Raw genomic sequence first — 16,211 nt, forward strand, 5'->3', positions numbered from 1 at the left:
CCTTGGGGCGGCCCGGCGGCGGCCGGTGAACTTCGGTAGGCGCCCATGACCTTCGCAGTCCACGGCCTCCCTGTCGCCCGTGGCATTGCCATTGGCCGCGCGGTGCTGGTGGTGTCCAGCCGCATCGACGTGGCCCACTATTTCATCAAGCCCGAAGAAATAGAAACCGAGATCGACCGGGTGCGCATGGCCCGCAACGCGGTGGCCGACGAGCTTGCCAAGCTGCAGGCCAGCGTCGCGCTGATGGGCCCCAACGATGCGCCGCACGAGCTCGCGGCGCTGCTCGAAGTGCACCAGATGCTGCTGCAGGACGAGGCGCTCACCGGCGGCGTCAAGCACTGGATCACTGACCGGCTCTACAACGCCGAGTGGGCGCTGACCACGCAACTCGAAATCATCGCGCGCCAGTTCGACGAGATGGAGGACGAGTACCTGCGCGAGCGCAAGGCCGACCTCGAGCAGGTGGTCGAACGGCTGCTGCACCGCATGAAGGGCACGGCCGCGGTGCTGGCGCCGAGCCCACCGCGCCGCAAGCGTCCTGCGGCCGAGGAGGACGACGACCCCACCGCCGGCGACGGCATCGACGCGCCGCTGGTGCTGATCGCGCACGACCTGTCGCCGGCCGACATGCTCCAGTTCAAGAAGAGCGTGTTCGCCGGCTTCGTGACCGACGTGGGCGGGCGCACCTCGCACACCGCCATCGTCGCGCGCAGCATGGACATTCCGGCTGTGGTGGGCGCGCGTACCGCGAGCCAGCTGGTGCGCCAGGACGACTGGGTGATCATCGACGGCGATGCCGGCGTGGTGATCGTCGATCCCTCGCCGATCATCCTGGCCGAGTACGGCTTCAAGCAGCGCCAGGGCGATCTCGAGCGCGGCCGGCTCGCGCGCCTGCGCCACAAGCCCGCGGTGACGCTCGACGGCCAGCGCGTCGAGCTGCTTGCCAACATCGAGATGCCCGAGGACACCGTCGGCGCCGTCAAGGCCGGCGCAGTGGGCGTGGGGCTGTTCCGCAGCGAGTTCCTCTTCATGGGCCGCGAGTCGCAGCGCCAGACCCGCCTGCCCGACGAGGAAGAGCAATACCAGGCCTACAAGCGCGCGGTCGAGGGCATGCAGGGCATGCCGGTCACCATCCGCACCATCGACGTGGGCGCCGACAAGCCGCTCGACGGCAAGGCGGCCAGCAAGCAGGAGCATCTGAATCCCGCGCTCGGCCTGCGCGCCATCCGCTGGAGCCTGGCCGACCCGGCGATGTTCCTCACGCAGTTGCGCGCCATCCTGCGCGCGGCGGCGCACGGCGAGATCCACCTGCTGATCCCCATGCTCGCGCACGTCAGCGAGATCCGCCAGACGCTGTCGCTGATCGACTTTGCGCGCTCGGAGCTCGACAGCCGCGGCGCCGTATACGGCAAGGTGAAGCTCGGCGCGATGATCGAGATTCCCGCCGCCGCGCTCACGCTCAAGACCTTCCTGAAGTACTTCGACTTCCTGTCGATCGGCACCAACGACCTGATCCAGTACACGCTGGCCATCGACCGGGCCGACGAGGCCGTGGCCCATCTCTACGACCCGGCCCATCCCGCAGTGCTGAGGCTCGTGGCCGACACCATTGCCGAATGCCGCCGCCAGGGCAAGAGCGTGGCCGTGTGCGGCGAGATGGCGGGCGACGTGGCCTTCACGCGTCTCTTGCTCGGCCTGGGACTGCGCAGCTTCTCGATGCATCCCTCGCGCATCCTCGCCGTTAAGCAGGAGGTGCTGCGCGCGGACACCAGCAAGCTCGAGGAATGGGCCAAGGGCGTGCTCGAGTCGGACGATCCTGCGGCCGCCCTGGCCGGCTGAGCCGCGCGGTTCGCTTCCAGAAGCGAAACATAACGAAACACGCCGAAACCGCGGCGAAAGGACTTGCCGCACTGCGGCAAGCACCATCAGGTCTCCTCTTCCACCACAGAAAGGCCAGACCATGAAATCTCTCTCCCTGACCCAAGTCGTCGCCGTCGGCTCCTTCGCGCTGCTCGCTGCAGCCGGGGCCAAGGCCGAATCCTACGAAGGCGTCCAGCCTCTCACCTCGGCAAAGAGCCGCGCCGAAGTCAATGCCGAGGCCGTTCGCGAGGCTTCCGCTCCAGACCAGAACGTCGTGCGCGGTTCGCGCGGCGCCGAGACCATGGCCGTGTCGAGAGACCGCGCGGGCGTCGTCTTCGAAGCCATGCGCACCGCCGCCGCACCCGACCAGAACGTGACCTCGGGTTCGCGCGTGAACAGCAAGGTCATCTCGACCCTGCAGAACCCTGTCGATGCACGTGCCGCAGCCGCCGGCAACAGCAACAGGCTCTAAGACCCATCACGCCCGCAGGGCACTCCGCGGGCCGCAAGGAACATCATGAAGCACTGGATCAAACGCACTCTCTTCGGTTTCGCCGGCCTTGCGGTCGTGGCGGGCAGCATTGCCGGCTGCGCCGGCCATCGGCACGGCTGGGGCAGCGGCGATTCCGCCGAGTTCCGCACCAGGATGGTCGAACGCGTCGGCAGCAAGCTGGAACTCGACGCAGCGCAGAAGCAGAAGCTCACCGTGCTGGCCGAGAAGCTGCAGGCGCAGCGCGAAGCCATGCGCGGCGCGGGCGGGTCGGGCGATCCGCGTTCGCAGTTCAAGGCACTGTTCGCGGGCAACAAGCTCGACCAGGCAGCCGCCACGCGGCTCGTCGACGAGAAGACCACGGCCGTGCGCAACGGCAGCCCGGAGATCATCGCAGCCGCCGCCGATTTCTTCGACAGCCTGAACGCCGAGCAGCAGCAGAAGGTGCGTGACTTCATGGACCGCGGCGGACGCCGCTGGCGCCATCATGGCTAGGCTTGGCTCACTCCCAGCCTTCGCGCACTTCGTATCGCTTCGCCAACCCCCTGCCGGCGGGCGATACCTGCGGCCCGGCGCAGCCGGTTCCGCGGTGTCCCGCGACCAGGCGGTGGCCGCGAGGGGCGGCGTGCGCGCGCTGCTGCGGCTCGAAGGCGCCGCGGTGCTGGGCGTGGCGCTCGCCGCCTACGCCCAGTTCGGCGCGGGTTGGGGGGCGTTCGCGCTCTGGCTGCTCGTGCCCGATCTGTCGCTGCTGGGCTACCTCGCGGGCCCGCGCACGGGCGCGGCGCTTTACAACGCGGCGCACTCGTACGTCGGCCCGGTGCTGCTGCTGGCGCTCGGCGTGCTCGCGGCCATGCCCTGGGCGGTGGCCGGTAGCCTGATCTGGCTGGCCCACATCGGCGTCGACCGTGCGCTGGGCTACGGGCTCAAGTACGCAGCGGGCTTCGCCACCACGCACCTGGGCCGCATAGGCAGGGCCGATCCATGGTGAGCGGCGCGTCCATGCCCAGCGGCCGCAGCGCTTCCCCCGTGGTGCACGCGCCGGCCGCGCGCGCATGGATGCTGGCCGAGACGCTCATGCTCGGGCTCGCGTCGACCGTGCACGCGGGGTTCCTGGTGTCCGGCTACGCGCATGCTGCGGCCCGCAACGCCGAGGCGGTGATAGCCGCCGTGCTGGTGCTGGCCTCGGCCGAGACCTGGCTGCGTCCCCATCATGCGCGCCGCGCCGCCATCTTCGGCCAGGGCTTCGCGCTGTTGGGCACGCTGGTCGGGCTCGGCACCATCATCGCGGGCATCGGTCCGCGCACGGTGCCGGACCTCGTCTACCACGCGCTGCTGCTCTGCGTTCTCGTGGCGGGCCTGGCCTGGGCGCTGCGATGCCGGCCGGTCTGATGGTCGGCGAGGTCATTCGCCACCTTCTTGTCAGGAGGCACAATCCCGCCATGCCGCGCATCCTGCTGATCGACGACGACGAACATCTCGCCGCGCCGCTGACCACCTACTTCGCCCGCTTCGGCTACACGCTGGAGAGCGCGGTGCGCCCGAGCGAAGGGCTCGCCAAATTGCGTGCGGAGCCGTACGACGCGGCGATCCTCGATGTGATGCTGCCCGAGATGGATGGCTTTGCGCTGTGCCGCGAGATCCGCAAGGAGAGCGACATTCCCATCGTGATGCTCACTGCGCGCGGCGAGGTGATGGACCGCGTGGTCGGCCTCGAGCTGGGCGCCGACGACTACGTGCCCAAGCCCTTCGAGCCACGCGAACTGGTGGCGCGCGTGCAGACCATCCTGCGCCGCCAGCGCAGCACGCCGGCGGCGGCCAACGGCACCCAGCACCGCGTGTTCGACGGGCTGTCGATCGACCTCGACCGGCGCCAGGTGCTGCGCCATGGCGAGCGCGTGGAGCTCACGGGCACCGAGTTCGAACTGCTCGCGCTGCTGGCGGCCGAGCCCGGCAAGGTGTTCAGCCGCGACGACATCCTGAACCGCCTGCGCGGCCACGAGGCCGAGCTCTACACCCGGGCGGTCGACATCGTGGTGAGCCGCCTGCGCAAGAAGCTCGAGCCGCTGGACTGCATCAAGACGCTGCGCAATGCCGGCTATGCGCTGGCCGTCGCCCGCAGCGAGCCTGCATGAGGCGCAGGCGGCGGAGTTTGCGCGAGGCGCTGCACGGGATCGCATCGCGCCGCGCGGAGCTGCACAGGCAATGGCATGCCCAGTGGCACGAGAAGGTGCAGGGCAAGCGCCGCTGGCGCCGTTCGCTGCGCATCCGGCTGGTCATGATGTTCGTGATGCTGGCGCTGGTGATGGCGGCGGTGTTCATGGGCGGCATGAAGAAGTCCTTTTCCACCGGCTGGGCCGAGGCCGCCAAGCCGATGCTGATCGACTATGCCGACCGGCTCGTCGCCGAGATCGGCACGCCGCCCGACGTGGCACGCGCGCAGGCGCTGGTCGCCCGGCTGCCGATCACGATCCGCATCACCGGCCCCAAGGTCAACTGGGACTCCAACCCCGGCGGCAGCAATGGCCGCGGCGGCTGGATGCACGGCCGCGACGAGGAGGCCTGGAACGACAAATGGTTCGTTCGCCCGACAGCGGACGGCCACCGCGTCATCTTCGGCTGGTCGCCCAGGCTCTGGCAGCTCGCGCCGCGCATCGTCGGCTGGGCCACCCTTTGCGCGCTGCTGCTGCTCGTGGTGCTGGGCTATGCCTATGTCAGCCGGCTGCTGCGGCCACTGATCGACATCCGCGAAGGCGCGCAGCGCTTCGGCCGCGGCGAGTTCACGCAGCCGATCCCGATCCGCCGCAACGACGACCTCGGCGATCTTGCGGAGCACATCAACACCATGGCCGACGACATCCAGGCCATGCTCGATGCCAAGCGCGGGCTGCTGCTCGCGTTGAGCCACGAACTGCGCTCGCCGCTCACGCGCGCCCGGCTCAATGCCGAACTGCTGCCGGCCACGCCGGAAAGCCAGGCCGAGCGCGAGGCGCTGCTGCGCGACCTCAACGAAATGCGCGACCTGATCAGCGACCTGCTCGAGAGCGAGCGCCTCGCGAGCCCGCACGTGGCGCTGCAGCGCGAGCCGGTCGACCTGGCGGCGCTGGTGCGCGAGGTCGCGGCCGAGATGCCGGGCGCCCCGCAGGTGCACCTGGACCTGGCGGAGGGACTGCCGCCGCATGCCGTCGACCGCATGCGCATCCGCCTCCTGGTGCGCAACCTGCTGGACAACGCCCTGCGCTACAGCACCGACGCGCCCCGTCCGCCCGTCGTGTCGCTGCGCGCCGTGGTCGACGGGCCGGCGCAGCAGGGCGTGGAGATCGAGTTCCGCGACCACGGCCCCGGTGTCGACGAGGCCCAGCTCGAACGCCTGACCGAGGCCTTCTACCGCACCGACAGCGCGCGCCAGCGTGCCACCGGCGGCGTCGGGCTGGGCATGTACCTTTGCCGCCTGATCGCCGAGGCGCACGGCGGCAGCCTCGCGGTGCGCAACGCGAATCCGGGCCTGCGGATCGTCGTGCGACTGGCCTGAGCGGCCGCCGGGCTGGGCCCGGTGCCGGCGGCAGTGCTGTCGCCTGCGCTACGGCCCGCGGCGCCGAGCGCCGCTAGCATGGCGCCGAAACATCGACCCTTCCCAGGAGACCCCCATGGCCCATTCGCCCGTCAATCACCAGGTCAGGCTCGCCAAGCGGCCCGAAGGCGCGGCAACGCGCGAACACTGGCAGTTCACGACCGAGCCGGTCGGCGAACCCGCCGAGGGCGGCGTGCTGGTCAAGACACTCTCGCTCTCGCTCGACCCCGCGATGCGCGGCTGGCTCAACGATGCCAAGAGCTACATTGCGCCGGTGGAGATCGGTGCGGTGATGCGCGCAGGCGGCATCGGCCGCGTCATCGCCTCGAAGAACCCGGATTTCCCGGTCGGCGACACGGTCTACGGCACGCTGGGCGTGCAGGAATACATGCTCGTTCCCAAGGAGGAGATCAAGCGCAGCGGGCTCGCCAAAATCGACCTGCGCGCGGGCACCATCCACCAGTGGCTCAACGTGCTCGGCATGCCGGGCATGACCGGCTACTTCGGGCTGATGGACGTGGGCCAGCCCAAGGCGGGCGAAACCGTGGTCATCTCCGGTGCCGCGGGCGCCGTGGGGCAGACGGTCGGGCAGCTCGCCAAGATCAAGGGCTGCCGCGTCGTCGGCATCGCCGGGGGCCAGGCCAAGTGCGACTGGGTGGTGAAGGAGCTGGGCTTCGACGCCTGCATCGACTACAAGGCCGGCGCCGGTGCCGTGCGCGACGGCCTCAAGACGCACTGCCCCAAGGGCGTGGACATCTACTTCGACAACGTCGGCGGCGAGATCCTCGACGCGGTGCTCGCGCGGCTCGCGCGCAAGGCCCGCGTGATCATCTGCGGCGCCATCAGCCAGTACAACAACGCCAACAGCATGCCCGCGGCCGGCCCCCGGAACTACCTGAGCCTGCTGGTGAACCGCGCGCGCATGGAAGGCATCGTGGTGTTCGACTACGCGGACCGCTTCCCCATTGCCGTGGCCGAGCTTGCCGGCTACCTCAAGGACGGCCGCATGAAGAGCAAGGAAGACGTGGTCGTGGGGCTCGACACCTTCCCCGAGGCGCTGAACCGCCTTTTCAGCGGCGAGAACTTCGGCAAGCTGGTGCTGCAGGTGGCACAAAGCTGAAGCACAGGCGCTGGACGGCCGGCCGCGAGCCGGATTCCGGCGACGATCCGGGCAGCTCTCTGGAGGGCGCTGCGGCTCAGCCTTCGTCGGGCCGCATCGGGATGTCGCCCATCGCGTCGTCCTCGCGCAGGCTGCGTGCGGCCTTCAGCAGTTCGATCGACAAGCCGCCGCCCTGGCCGGCGAAACCCTTGGCGACGCCTTCCAGCGCCGTCGCGAGGCCGGTCTCGCCGTCGGCGCGCGCGTCCATGCTGATGTTGAGCACCCGGGCCGCCATCTGGCGGTAGGTGATGGCGCCCGCGCCCTCGAGTGCGGCCACCAGGTCGAGGTACAGCGCCAGGTTCAGGTCGAACACCAGCTTGGGCGTGATCTCGAAATCTTCGTTCTTGTTCTTGTTTTCCATGAGTGGGGGCTCCTTTTTTCCTGAGCCTCCACTCTAGCCATAAAAACGCGCGGCTCCGTCGGACAGGAGCCATTCAGCGGGCGCGTGTGCCCATGACTGCCGCCGAAATGATGAGCAGGGCCGCCAGCGCGATGGTCCAGGTCAGCGGCCGGCCGGTCACGAGCAGCAGCAGCGCGGTCGAGCCCAGAGGCGTGAGATAGCTCAGGATGCCGATGCGCCGCGGGTCGCCGCGCTTGAGCGCCATGTCCCACACGAAGAAGGCCGCGCCGAGCGGGCCGAGGCCGCACAGCGCGAGCAGCAGCCAGTCCTTGGAGGACAGCGCCACCGGCGCTTCGAGCACCGCATGGCAGGCCAGCGAGAGCACCCCCGAGACCAGCCCGAACAGGCCGATGGCCGAGCTTGGAAAGGCCTCGACGCGCTTCGTCCACAGCGAATAGCTGGCCCAGATGAAGGCCGAGCCCAGCGCCGGCAGGAAGCCCCAGTACCCATGGGGCGCGCTGTTGCCGCCGCCTCGCGTGCCCAGGATCGCGACCGCCGCGCCCGCAAAGCCCAGCAGCGCCGCCACCAGGTGCAGCGGCCGCAGCGACATGCCCGGCAGCAGCACCGGCGCCAGCACCACCATGAACAGCGGCCACAGGTAGTTGACGAGGTTGGCCTCGACCGGCGGCGCATGCCGCAGCGCGATGAACAGCAGGAAGTGAAAGCCGAACAGGCCGTAGACACCGAGGGCCAGCGTACGCGGCGGCACGCGCCAGGCCGCGCGGTCGCGCAGCACCAGCGGCCAGCTCGGCAGGCTGCCAATGATGAGCGCGAGCCCGGTCAAGAGGAACGGTGGCAAGTGCGAGAGGGCAGTGCCGAGCGAGGCGAGCGTGGCCCAGAGCGCAATCGCGAGCAGGGCGTGGAAGGTGGGCGACATGGAGAACGAGGCTAACCCGGCCGGCTGTCGCGCAGCGCCGGTGCGTCGTCGCGCAACGACGGTGTTGCCTTCAGGAATCGAGGCGGCGCAGCGCGGCGGTGAGCGCCGAAGGCGAGCGGTAGCCCGTGCGGCGCGCGGTTTCGGCGACGCCCATGCCTTCGAGCCGCAGTTCGCGCGCATGCGCGAGCCTGAGGCCGCGCAGCCAGTGCATCGCGCTCATGCCCTGTTCCTCGCGGCAGCGCTGTGCGAGCTGACTCGGGCTCAGGCAGGCGATGCTGGCCAGGTCGGCGACCGTGAGCGGCTCGTGCCACCGCGCCCGGGCCCAGGCCGCAAGCGCCGGCCAGTCGATGCGGCGGCGGCGCACGTGCGGCATCGAAGAAGGCGCGGGGCGCCAGGCTTCCAGCAGCAGCGCGGGGCCCTGCTGCAACGCGAGCGCGAATTGCCGGGGCTGCTTCATGCAGTGCGCGAGATAGCGTGCGAGCGCATGCAGCTGCGGCACGTCGGCCGGCGCGCGTTCGGCGCACCGGGCCCAGGTCGCATGCGTGGTGTCGAGCACGAGGCACATGCTGCCGCTGCCGCGCGCTTCGAAGTCGTGCCGGTCGCCCGGCGCGACCACCTGCGCCTGGCCGGCACCGATGCCGGCACCGCGGCCTTCGACCTCGATCTCCAGCACGCCCTCGAGGCCGACCACCACCTGGAAGTGGTCGTGCGCATGGCTGCCGCGCGAGGTGCCGTAGTTGCGCAGCGAAAGGGTTGGCGGGGCGGGCTGGTGCATGGGAAAGGGGCCATTGTCCTGGGGGGATCCCCGCCTGTCACCCCAGCCGCAGCAGCAGCGCCGAGGCCGCGCACACCAGCAGGAACGGGATGCTGATGCGATGGAACTCGCGCAGCCCGTGCGGCAGCCGGGCCAGGCGCAGCGCGATCAGGTTGGCCAGCGAGCCCAGCACGCAGCCGAAGCCGCCCACGCTCACGCCGGCCGCGAGCGCGGGCAGGTCGCGCACATGGCCGTCGAGCAGGATCGCAGCCGGCACGTTGCTGATGAGCTGCGAGGCGACGATGGCGGCGAGGTAGGCGCGCCATCCCTCGGTGATGGGCCAGTGGTTCAGCAGCGATTGAACCGCCGGCAGCTCGGCCAGCTGCCGCAGGTCCACGAACATCAGCGCAATGATCGCGAGCAGTGCCCAGTCGATGCCCTTCAGCACGCGCGGATAAGTCAGCAGGAACACCGCGAACACCACGCCCAGGCCCGCGAGCAGCCAGTGCCGGTCGAGCGCGACCACGAAACCGACGAACAGGACGCCCGCCAGTGCCAAAAGGCGCGGCTGCACCGGCGCGGCTTCGGTCTCGGGCTTGAGCGCGATGGGCGTGCGCGGCACCAGCAGCCAGGCCGCCGCGAAGAGCCAGAACAGCATCACGGCCACGGTCGGCAGCATCATGCCCATGAAGCCGACGAAGCTCTCGCCCGAGCGGTGCCACAGGTAGAGGTTCTGCGGGTTGCCGATGGGCGTGAGGGCCGAACCCGCATTGACGGCCAGCGCCTCGAGCACCACCAGCCGCGCGAGCGGCAGGTGCGCCTGGCTGGCGAGCACGCGCGTCAGCGGCACCAGCAGGAACAGGCTCACGTCGTTGGTCACCAGCGCGGACAGGAACGCCGCACTGGCGGTCAGCAGCAGCGCCAGGCTGCGCTGGCTGTGGGTGCGCGCGAGCAGGCGCTCGGCGGCGGCCTGCAGCATGCCGCTTTTCTCGACCCCCTGCGTGATCGCGAGCAGCCCGGCCAGCGCGCCCACGGTCTGCCAGTCGACCAAACGGAGCCAGTCCATCGGCGCACGCGGGCGCAGGAAGGCGAACAGCACCGCAACGGCGGCCAGCAGCCACAGCAGGCCGTTGCCGCCGCCTTGTTCGGAGGACGCGGCTGCCTGCGCCTGTGCTTCAGCGGCCGACGAGTTCACGCAACTCCCGCTTGAGCACCTTGCCGATCGCGCTGCGCGGCAGCTCGTCGATGAACTGCAGCCGCGCCAGGCGCTGCGTCTTTCCGAGTTGGGCATTGGCCCGTTGCAGCAGTGCGTCCTCGGTGATGTCGTTGCCCTCGCGGCGCACCACGAAGGCCACCGGCGTCTCGCCCCATTGCTCCGAAGGCACGCCGACCACTGCCACGTCGGCCACGGCCGCGTGGCCGCGCAGCACCGCTTCGAGATCGCTCGGATAGATGTTGAAGCCGCCGCTGATGATCATGTCCTTCTTGCGGTCGAACAGCGTCAGGAAGCCCTCGGCATCGAAGCGGCCCACGTCGCCGGTGCGGATGAAGCGCTTGCCGGTGGCGTCGAACCACTCGGCCTCGCGCGTCTTGCCGGGCTGGCGGTGATAGCCGGTCATCATGCCGGCCGAATGGCCCACCACCTCGCCGGCCAGTTCGATGTTGGCGCGCGGGATCTCGCGGCCTTCCTCGTCGATCAGGCGGATGTCGCTGCCTTCGGCCGGCTGGCCGACCGTGTGCAGCTTGTCCGGATGCAGGTGCGCCTCGAGGATGCAGGTGCCGCCGCCTTCGGTCATGCCGTAGAACTCGATCAGCCCGCCGGGCCAGCGCTTGAGCACGTCGGCCTTGAGCGCGGCGTTGAAGGGCGCGCTGGTGCTGAACTTGAAGCGGAAGGACGAGAGGTCGTGCGCGTCGAAGCGGGGATGCGCCATCAGGCGCTGGTACTGCACCGGCACCAGCATGGTGTGCGTCACACGGCGCTGCTCGGCCAGCTGCAGGTAGCCGGCCGCATCGAACTTGGGCATCAGCACCACGCAGCCGCCGAAGGCAATGGTCGGAAAGAACACCACCAGCGTGGTGTTCGAATAGAGCGGCGTCGACAGCAGCGTGACGGTGTCCGGGCCATAGCCGTACTTGGCGCCGCGCTGCACATGGGCCCAGCGCATGCCGTGGCCCTGCACGATGCCCTTGGGCTCGCCGGTGGTGCCCGACGAATAGATGATGTTGAAGGGCCTCGAGGGCTGCGTTTCCACGGCACGCGGCTGCGTGCCTGCGGGAGCCAGCCAGCGCTCGAGGGCCTGCCCGGCGGCGGAGCCGTCGAGCGCCACGCGCGGGATGCCGTCTTCCTTCGCAGGGCCGACGACCTCGGCTGCCGACGCATCGGTGAAGAGGATGCGCGCCTCGGCATCCTCGATCATGCGCGCCAGGCTGGCTGGCGTGGAGCCGGGCGCCAGCGGCGCGACCGCGACGCCCGCGCGCAAGGCGCCGAGGAACACCGCCGCATAGTTCACCGAGGACGCCGCGCAGACCGCGATGGCGTTGCCCGGCCCGAGGCCGTCGCGCTGCAGTGCGGCCGCGACGCGGTCCATCAGCGCGTTGAGCGCGCCATAGTTCAGTGCCTGTTGCGCGTCCGCGAGCGCGGCATGGTCGGGCGTGTGTTGCGCGTGGAGGCGAACCAGGTCGGCGATGGCGCCGAAGCTGCGCTCCATGGCGGCTTGAATGGCAGGGTGCGTTTGCAAAATCTATCCTTCGTCTTGGCCAGAACGGCAGGATAGCGAAGACCCCGGCCCGGCGGTGAGCCGCACGCGACGGGCGTGAGCCTATGCCGCGCGCAGCGTGCGGCGCGGCTGCCGCACAGGCTTGTCCCGGCGCGCCCACTCGGCCTGTTCGATCAGGCGGCCGAGCTCGGCCACGGCCGGGCTGCGCTCCCCCGCATCGCCTTCGCCGTAGGCCAGCGTGAAGTCCAGCATCGGCAGCGCGGGCAGGCCGTCGCGCTCGTCCAGGACCGCCATGCCGGGGCGCAGGTTGTCGCGCGTGAAGGTGGCCACCGCGAGGCCGCTCAGCGCGGCCGTGCGCAGGTCCTGCAGGCTGTGCGAGCTGAAGGCGCCGTGCCAGGGAATGCCGGCCTGGTTCAGCGCATCGATGCTGACCTGGCGGCATACGCAGGGCGGCGGCGAATAGGCCAGCGGCAGCGAGGCTCCCTCCGTGCGCTCGAAGCCTTCGGCCGCGGCCCACACCATCGGCAGGCGCCGCAGCAGCGTGCCCTCGACCTCGCCCGAGACCGACACCACCACCGCCAGGTCGAGCTCGCGCTCACGCACCATCGTGGCCAGGTCGAGCGTCAGGCCCACGCTCACTTCCAGCCGCACATTGGGACAGCTGCGCGCGAACTGTTGCAGCAGCTGCGGCAGGCCCTCGCTCATGAAGCTCTCGGGCACGCCGAAGCGCACCGTGCCTTCGATCGGCGAGCAGCGGAAGTGCCGCGCCAGCGCGTCCTGCGCCTGCAGGATGCGCTCGGCATGGCGCAGGAAGTCCTCGCCATCGGCGGTCAGGCGCAGGCGCCGCGTGGTGCGGTGGAACAGCGGGCGCCCGACCAGTTCCTCGAGCCGGCGGATCTGGTGGCTGACCGCCGATTGCGTCAGGTGCAGCTGCCCGGCGGCGCGGGTGAAGCCGTTGGCCTGATGGACGGCGATGAAGGCCTGCAGCAGGCCGGTGTCGAAGCTCATGGCTGCCTAGATTAATGAAATTACGTCTTGAATGGGTAGAAATTTAATCATTTGCCTAATGAAATCGGGGTCTTGAGAATGCCTCGGACCACCTTTTTCTCCTCACCCCGATGTCCTCTTCCGCTCCCCGCCATCCCTCCCTCGCGCTGGCCGCCATCTGCCTCGCTGCGCTGATGTTCGGCCTGGAGATTTCCAGCGTGCCGATCATCCTGCCGGTGCTCGAAGCGCGGCTGCACGCCGACTTCCAGGACCTGCAATGGATCATGAACGCCTACACCATCGCCTGCACCACGGTGCTGATGGCCACCGGCACGCTGGCCGACCGCTACGGACGGCGCCGCATGTTCGCGCTCACGGTGCTGGCCTTCGGCGTGGCCTCGCTGCTGTGCGGGCTGGCGCCCGGCACGCCGGTGCTGATTGCCACGCGCTTCCTGCAGGGCATGGCGGGCGGTGCGATGTTCATCTGCTCGATCGCGATCCTGTCGCACCAGTTTCCGGACGGCCGGGCGCGCGGCCGCGCCTTTGCGATCTGGGGCGTGGTGGCCGGCATCGGCCTGGGCTTCGGGCCGGTGGTGGGCGGTGCGATCATTGCGCTGGCCAGCTGGCACTGGGTCTTCCTGGTGCATGCGCCGCTGGCGTTGCTCGGGCTGGCGCTGATCATGGCCGGCGTGGCGGAGTCCCGCGATCCGCTGGCCAGCCAGCAGAAGCTGGACCTGGCGGGCATCGTCACGCTGACCATCGCGGTGCTCGGGCTCACCTGGCTGATCACGCAGGGCGACAGCCTGGGCTGGACCAGCCCGGCCGCGCTGGGGCTGATGGCCGTCACCGCGGCGGGCCTCGCAGCCTTCGTCGCGGTGGAGCGCTTCCATCCGCACCCGATGTTCGACTTCTCGGTGTTCCGCATCCGCGACTTCTCGGGTGCCATCGTCGGCTGCATCGGCATGAACTGCAGCTACTGGCCGTTCATGATCTACCTGCCGCTGTATTTTTCCGCCGGCCTGGGCTACGACACGGCCACCGTGGGGCTGGCGCTGCTGGTCTACACGGTGCCTTTCCTGGTGATGCCGCCGATCGCGCAATGGCTGCTGCTGCGCTACCAGGCGCGCTTCGTGATCCCCGCCGGCCTGTTCCTGATCGGCCTGGGCTTCATGGCGATGAAGTGGGGCAGCGGCCTCGCGCACCTGGGCGGCTGGACGGTGCTGCCCGGTGCGCTCATTGCCGGCATCGGCCTGGGCCTGACCACCACGCCCGCGACCAACATGACCACCGCCTCGGTGCCCGCGCACCGCGCCGGCATGGCCTCGGGCATGGACGTCAGCGCGCGCCTCATCTCGCTGGCCATCAACATCGCGCTGATGGGCCTGGTGCTGGTGGCGGGCATCCTGGCTGCGCTGCGGGGCTCGCTGGGGACGGCGCTCGATGCGGCGCGGCTGCGCGCCCTGGCCGGGCAGCTCGCGGGCGGGGACATGGCGGGCGCGCAGCAGGCGCTGGCGACGCTGGCGGTGCCGGATGCGTCCGGTGCACTCCTGCAGGCCGCCGTGGCCCATGGCTTCGGCTGGGTCATGCTGTACGGCGGGCTCGGCGCCTGGCTGGCCGCGGCGCTCAGCTTCGCGGTGTTCGGCGGCCGGCAGGCTCCGGCTGCCGCGCGGGAAGCTTCACCCCGGGCGGCCGGCGGGCGCTGAGGCGCGCCGGCGGTCTCTCAGACGCCGGCGGCGTGCGCCTGCTGGTCCGCGTGGTAGCTCGAGCGCACCATCGCGCCCACGGCCGCATGGCTGAAGCCCATCTTGTAGGCCTCTTCCTCGAACATCTTGAAGGTGTCGGGATGCACGTAGCGGCGCACCGGCAGATGCGAGCCCGATGGCGACAGGTACTGGCCGATGGTCAGCATGTCGATGTCGTGGGCGCGCATGTCGCGCATCACCTGAAGGATCTCTTCGTCGGTTTCACCGAGGCCCACCATGATGCCGCTCTTGGTCGGAACCTGCGGATGCAGCGCCTTGAACTTCTTCAGCAGGTTGAGGCTGAACTGGTAGTCGCTGCCCGGGCGCGCTTCCTTGTAGAGGCGCGGCGCGGTTTCGAGGTTGTGGTTCATCACATCGGGCGGTGCGGCCTTGAGGATTTCCAATGCGCGGTCGTCGCGGCCGCGGAAGTCGGGCACGAGGATTTCGATCTGCGTCATCGGCGAGAGCTCGCGGATGTTGGTGATGCAGTCGACGAAATGCTGGCTGCCGCCGTCGCGCAGGTCGTCGCGGTCGACGCTGGTGATCACCACGTACTTCAGGCGCAGCTTGGCGATGGTCTTGGCGAGGTTGAGCGGCTCGTCCTTGTCGAGCGGGTCGGGGCGGCCGTGGCCCACGTCGCAGAACGGGCAGCGGCGCGTGCACTTGTCGCCCATGATCATGAAGGTGGCGGTGCCGTTGCCGAAGCATTCGCCGATGTTCGGGCAGGAGGCTTCTTCGCAGACCGTATGCAGGTTGCTCTCGCGCAGGATCTGCTTGATCTCGTAGAAGCGCGTGGTGGGGCTGCCGGCCTTCACGCGGATCCAGTCGGGCTTCTTGAGCACCTCGCCCTGCTGCACCACCTTGACGGGGATGCGCGAGAGCTTGGCCGCGGCCTTCTGCTTGGCCAGCGGGTTGTAGGTTTCGGCGCTTTGTGCGTCGCGGACGACTTCTGTGGTGCTCATTGGAGTGTCAAGGCGCCAGGTAGGTGCTGAGCTTCTGGCTCAGGACCCGGGCAGCTTCTTCCCATGTGGTTTGGACCCCGATTGTAGAAAGATCGACCGTTTGCAGCCCCGCATAGCCGCAAGGGTTGATGCGCGAGAAGGGTTCGAGGTCCATCGCGACGTTGAGCGCCACGCCGTGGTAGGTGGCGTGGCGGCTCACCTTGATGCCGAGCGCGGCGATCTTGCCGAGGCCGCGGAACGGGTCGCCCGCGGGCAGCGGGCCGGTCAGCGCGGCATGCGAAAAAGGGTCGTCGAGCCGCACGTAGATGCCCGGCGCGCCCGCCACGCGGTGGCCGGTCACGCCGAAGTGCGCCACCGTGCGCAGCACCGATTCCTCGATGCGAAAGACGTATTCCTTCACGAAGTAGCCTGCGCGCCGAAGATCGATCAGCGGATAGGCCACCACCTGGCCCGGGCCGTGGAAGGTGACCTGGCCGCCGCGGTCGGTCTGCACGACGGGGATTGCGCCGGGGTTCAGGATGTGGTCCTGCTTGCCCGCAATGCCCTGCGTGAAGACCGGCGCATGCTCGCAGATCCACAGCGCATCGGGCGTCTCGGGCAGGCGCTCGAGCGTGAACTGCTTCATCGCGCCGTAGGTCGCGGCGTAGTCGGCGGCGCCCAGCCATGTGGCTTCGATGCCCGTGCTCATCGCGTGC

17 protein-coding genes are annotated in these 16,211 nt (G+C 69.7%); 9 read left to right on the top strand and 8 right to left on the bottom strand.

What is annotated here, in order from left to right:
* The first annotated feature begins 45 nt into the window (after positions 1-45).
* The 8 genes from ptsP (at position 46) to FB547_RS03355 (ending at position 7,038) form a co-directional block, all read left to right on the top strand.
* Positions 46-1,839 carry a phosphoenolpyruvate--protein phosphotransferase gene (gene ptsP, locus FB547_RS03320; RefSeq protein ID WP_145739610.1) on the top strand — a complete coding sequence of 598 codons (1,794 nt, stop codon included), beginning with the start codon at positions 46-48 and terminating at the stop codon, positions 1,837-1,839.
* A gap of 121 nt (positions 1,840-1,960) precedes the next feature.
* A complete protein-coding gene (locus FB547_RS03325) occupies positions 1,961-2,332 on the top strand; it encodes a DUF4148 domain-containing protein (RefSeq protein WP_145739612.1) in 372 nt (123 codons plus the stop codon).
* A gap of 45 nt (positions 2,333-2,377) precedes the next feature.
* A complete protein-coding gene (locus FB547_RS03330) occupies positions 2,378-2,845 on the top strand; it encodes a Spy/CpxP family protein refolding chaperone (protein ID WP_145739614.1) in 468 nt (155 codons plus the stop codon).
* Between the two features lie 94 nt (positions 2,846-2,939).
* A complete protein-coding gene (locus FB547_RS03335; protein WP_261380202.1) occupies positions 2,940-3,338 on the top strand; it encodes a DUF4260 domain-containing protein in 399 nt (132 codons plus the stop codon).
* A gap of 11 nt (positions 3,339-3,349) precedes the next feature.
* A complete protein-coding gene (locus FB547_RS03340; RefSeq protein ID WP_261380203.1) occupies positions 3,350-3,739 on the top strand; it encodes a hypothetical protein in 390 nt (129 codons plus the stop codon).
* A 50-nt stretch (positions 3,740-3,789) separates the two neighbouring features.
* Positions 3,790-4,482: a response regulator transcription factor gene (locus tag FB547_RS03345; RefSeq protein WP_186454102.1), complete on the top strand. Its 693-nt coding sequence runs from the start codon at positions 3,790-3,792 to the stop codon at positions 4,480-4,482.
* Entirely contained in the window at positions 4,479-5,879 is a 1,401-nt protein-coding gene (locus FB547_RS03350) for a sensor histidine kinase (RefSeq protein WP_145739620.1), read from the top strand. Before FB547_RS03345 ends, FB547_RS03350 begins: the two co-directional genes overlap by 4 nt.
* A gap of 115 nt (positions 5,880-5,994) precedes the next feature.
* A complete protein-coding gene (locus FB547_RS03355) occupies positions 5,995-7,038 on the top strand; it encodes an NADP-dependent oxidoreductase (protein ID WP_145739622.1) in 1,044 nt (347 codons plus the stop codon).
* Positions 7,039-7,114: 76 nt separating this feature from the next.
* On the opposite strand, the gene FB547_RS03360 is transcribed toward FB547_RS03355, so the two are convergent.
* The 6 genes from FB547_RS03360 to FB547_RS03385 form a co-directional block, all read right to left on the bottom strand.
* Entirely contained in the window at positions 7,115-7,438 is a 324-nt protein-coding gene (locus tag FB547_RS03360) for a hypothetical protein (protein ID WP_145739624.1), read from the bottom strand.
* 73 nt (positions 7,439-7,511) lie between these two features.
* On the bottom strand, positions 7,512-8,354 hold the full coding sequence (locus FB547_RS03365; RefSeq protein ID WP_145739626.1) for a DMT family transporter: 843 nt from the start codon (positions 8,352-8,354) through the stop codon (positions 7,512-7,514).
* Between the two features lie 70 nt (positions 8,355-8,424).
* On the bottom strand, positions 8,425-9,129 hold the full coding sequence (locus tag FB547_RS03370) for an AraC family transcriptional regulator (protein ID WP_145739627.1): 705 nt from the start codon (positions 9,127-9,129) through the stop codon (positions 8,425-8,427).
* 37 nt (positions 9,130-9,166) lie between these two features.
* Positions 9,167-10,303 (bottom strand): SLC13 family permease, encoded by a 1,137-nt coding sequence (locus tag FB547_RS03375; RefSeq protein ID WP_145739629.1) that lies wholly within the window; start codon positions 10,301-10,303, stop codon positions 9,167-9,169.
* Positions 10,284-11,816, bottom strand: a complete 1,533-nt coding sequence (locus tag FB547_RS03380) for a class I adenylate-forming enzyme family protein (RefSeq protein WP_145740543.1) — start codon at positions 11,814-11,816, stop codon at positions 10,284-10,286. Before FB547_RS03380 ends, FB547_RS03375 begins: the two co-directional genes overlap by 20 nt.
* A 111-nt stretch (positions 11,817-11,927) precedes the next feature.
* Positions 11,928-12,833 (bottom strand): LysR substrate-binding domain-containing protein, encoded by a 906-nt coding sequence (locus tag FB547_RS03385; RefSeq protein ID WP_145739631.1) that lies wholly within the window; start codon positions 12,831-12,833, stop codon positions 11,928-11,930.
* 110 nt (positions 12,834-12,943) lie between these two features.
* Here FB547_RS03385 and FB547_RS03390 point away from each other — a divergent pair, with 110 nt between their 5' ends.
* Complete coding sequence (locus FB547_RS03390; protein ID WP_145739633.1) at positions 12,944-14,515, top strand: MFS transporter; 1,572 nt, start codon at positions 12,944-12,946, stop codon at positions 14,513-14,515.
* A 17-nt stretch (positions 14,516-14,532) separates the two neighbouring features.
* On the opposite strand, the gene lipA is transcribed toward FB547_RS03390, so the two are convergent.
* Both lipA and lipB read right to left on the bottom strand, forming a co-directional pair.
* Positions 14,533-15,516 carry a lipoyl synthase gene (gene lipA / locus FB547_RS03395; RefSeq protein WP_145739634.1) on the bottom strand — a complete coding sequence of 328 codons (984 nt, stop codon included), beginning with the start codon at positions 15,514-15,516 and terminating at the stop codon, positions 14,533-14,535.
* A gap of 7 nt (positions 15,517-15,523) precedes the next feature.
* Positions 15,524-16,204, bottom strand: a complete 681-nt coding sequence (lipB, locus tag FB547_RS03400; protein ID WP_145739636.1) for a lipoyl(octanoyl) transferase LipB — start codon at positions 16,202-16,204, stop codon at positions 15,524-15,526.
* Positions 16,205-16,211 lie beyond the last annotated feature (7 nt).

Origin of the sequence: Variovorax beijingensis (assembly GCF_007828835.1) — a bacterium.
Taxonomy (GTDB): domain Bacteria; phylum Pseudomonadota; class Gammaproteobacteria; order Burkholderiales; family Burkholderiaceae_C; genus Variovorax; species Variovorax beijingensis_A.

Excerpts from the sequence above, each read along its gene's own strand:
- FB547_RS03355 (WP_145739622.1), top strand. The coding sequence starts at position 5,995 with ATGGCCCATTCGCCCGTCAATCACCAGGTCAGGCTCGCCAAGCGGCCC.
- FB547_RS03350 (WP_145739620.1), top strand. The coding sequence starts at position 4,479 with ATGAGGCGCAGGCGGCGGAGTTTGCGCGAGGCGCTGCACGGGATCGCA.
- FB547_RS03370 (WP_145739627.1), bottom strand. The coding sequence starts at position 9,129 with ATGCACCAGCCCGCCCCGCCAACCCTTTCGCTGCGCAACTACGGCACC.
- FB547_RS03325 (WP_145739612.1), top strand. The coding sequence starts at position 1,961 with ATGAAATCTCTCTCCCTGACCCAAGTCGTCGCCGTCGGCTCCTTCGCG.
- FB547_RS03380 (WP_145740543.1), bottom strand. The coding sequence starts at position 11,816 with ATGGAGCGCAGCTTCGGCGCCATCGCCGACCTGGTTCGCCTCCACGCG.
- lipA (WP_145739634.1), bottom strand. The coding sequence starts at position 15,516 with ATGAGCACCACAGAAGTCGTCCGCGACGCACAAAGCGCCGAAACCTAC.
- FB547_RS03340 (WP_261380203.1), top strand. The coding sequence starts at position 3,350 with ATGCCCAGCGGCCGCAGCGCTTCCCCCGTGGTGCACGCGCCGGCCGCG.
- FB547_RS03330 (WP_145739614.1), top strand. The coding sequence starts at position 2,378 with ATGAAGCACTGGATCAAACGCACTCTCTTCGGTTTCGCCGGCCTTGCG.
- FB547_RS03345 (WP_186454102.1), top strand. The coding sequence starts at position 3,790 with ATGCCGCGCATCCTGCTGATCGACGACGACGAACATCTCGCCGCGCCG.
- FB547_RS03365 (WP_145739626.1), bottom strand. The coding sequence starts at position 8,354 with ATGTCGCCCACCTTCCACGCCCTGCTCGCGATTGCGCTCTGGGCCACG.
- lipB (WP_145739636.1), bottom strand. The coding sequence starts at position 16,204 with ATGAGCACGGGCATCGAAGCCACATGGCTGGGCGCCGCCGACTACGCC.
- FB547_RS03360 (WP_145739624.1), bottom strand. The coding sequence starts at position 7,438 with ATGGAAAACAAGAACAAGAACGAAGATTTCGAGATCACGCCCAAGCTG.
- FB547_RS03385 (WP_145739631.1), bottom strand. The coding sequence starts at position 12,833 with ATGAGCTTCGACACCGGCCTGCTGCAGGCCTTCATCGCCGTCCATCAG.
- ptsP (WP_145739610.1), top strand. The coding sequence starts at position 46 with ATGACCTTCGCAGTCCACGGCCTCCCTGTCGCCCGTGGCATTGCCATT.
- FB547_RS03390 (WP_145739633.1), top strand. The coding sequence starts at position 12,944 with ATGTCCTCTTCCGCTCCCCGCCATCCCTCCCTCGCGCTGGCCGCCATC.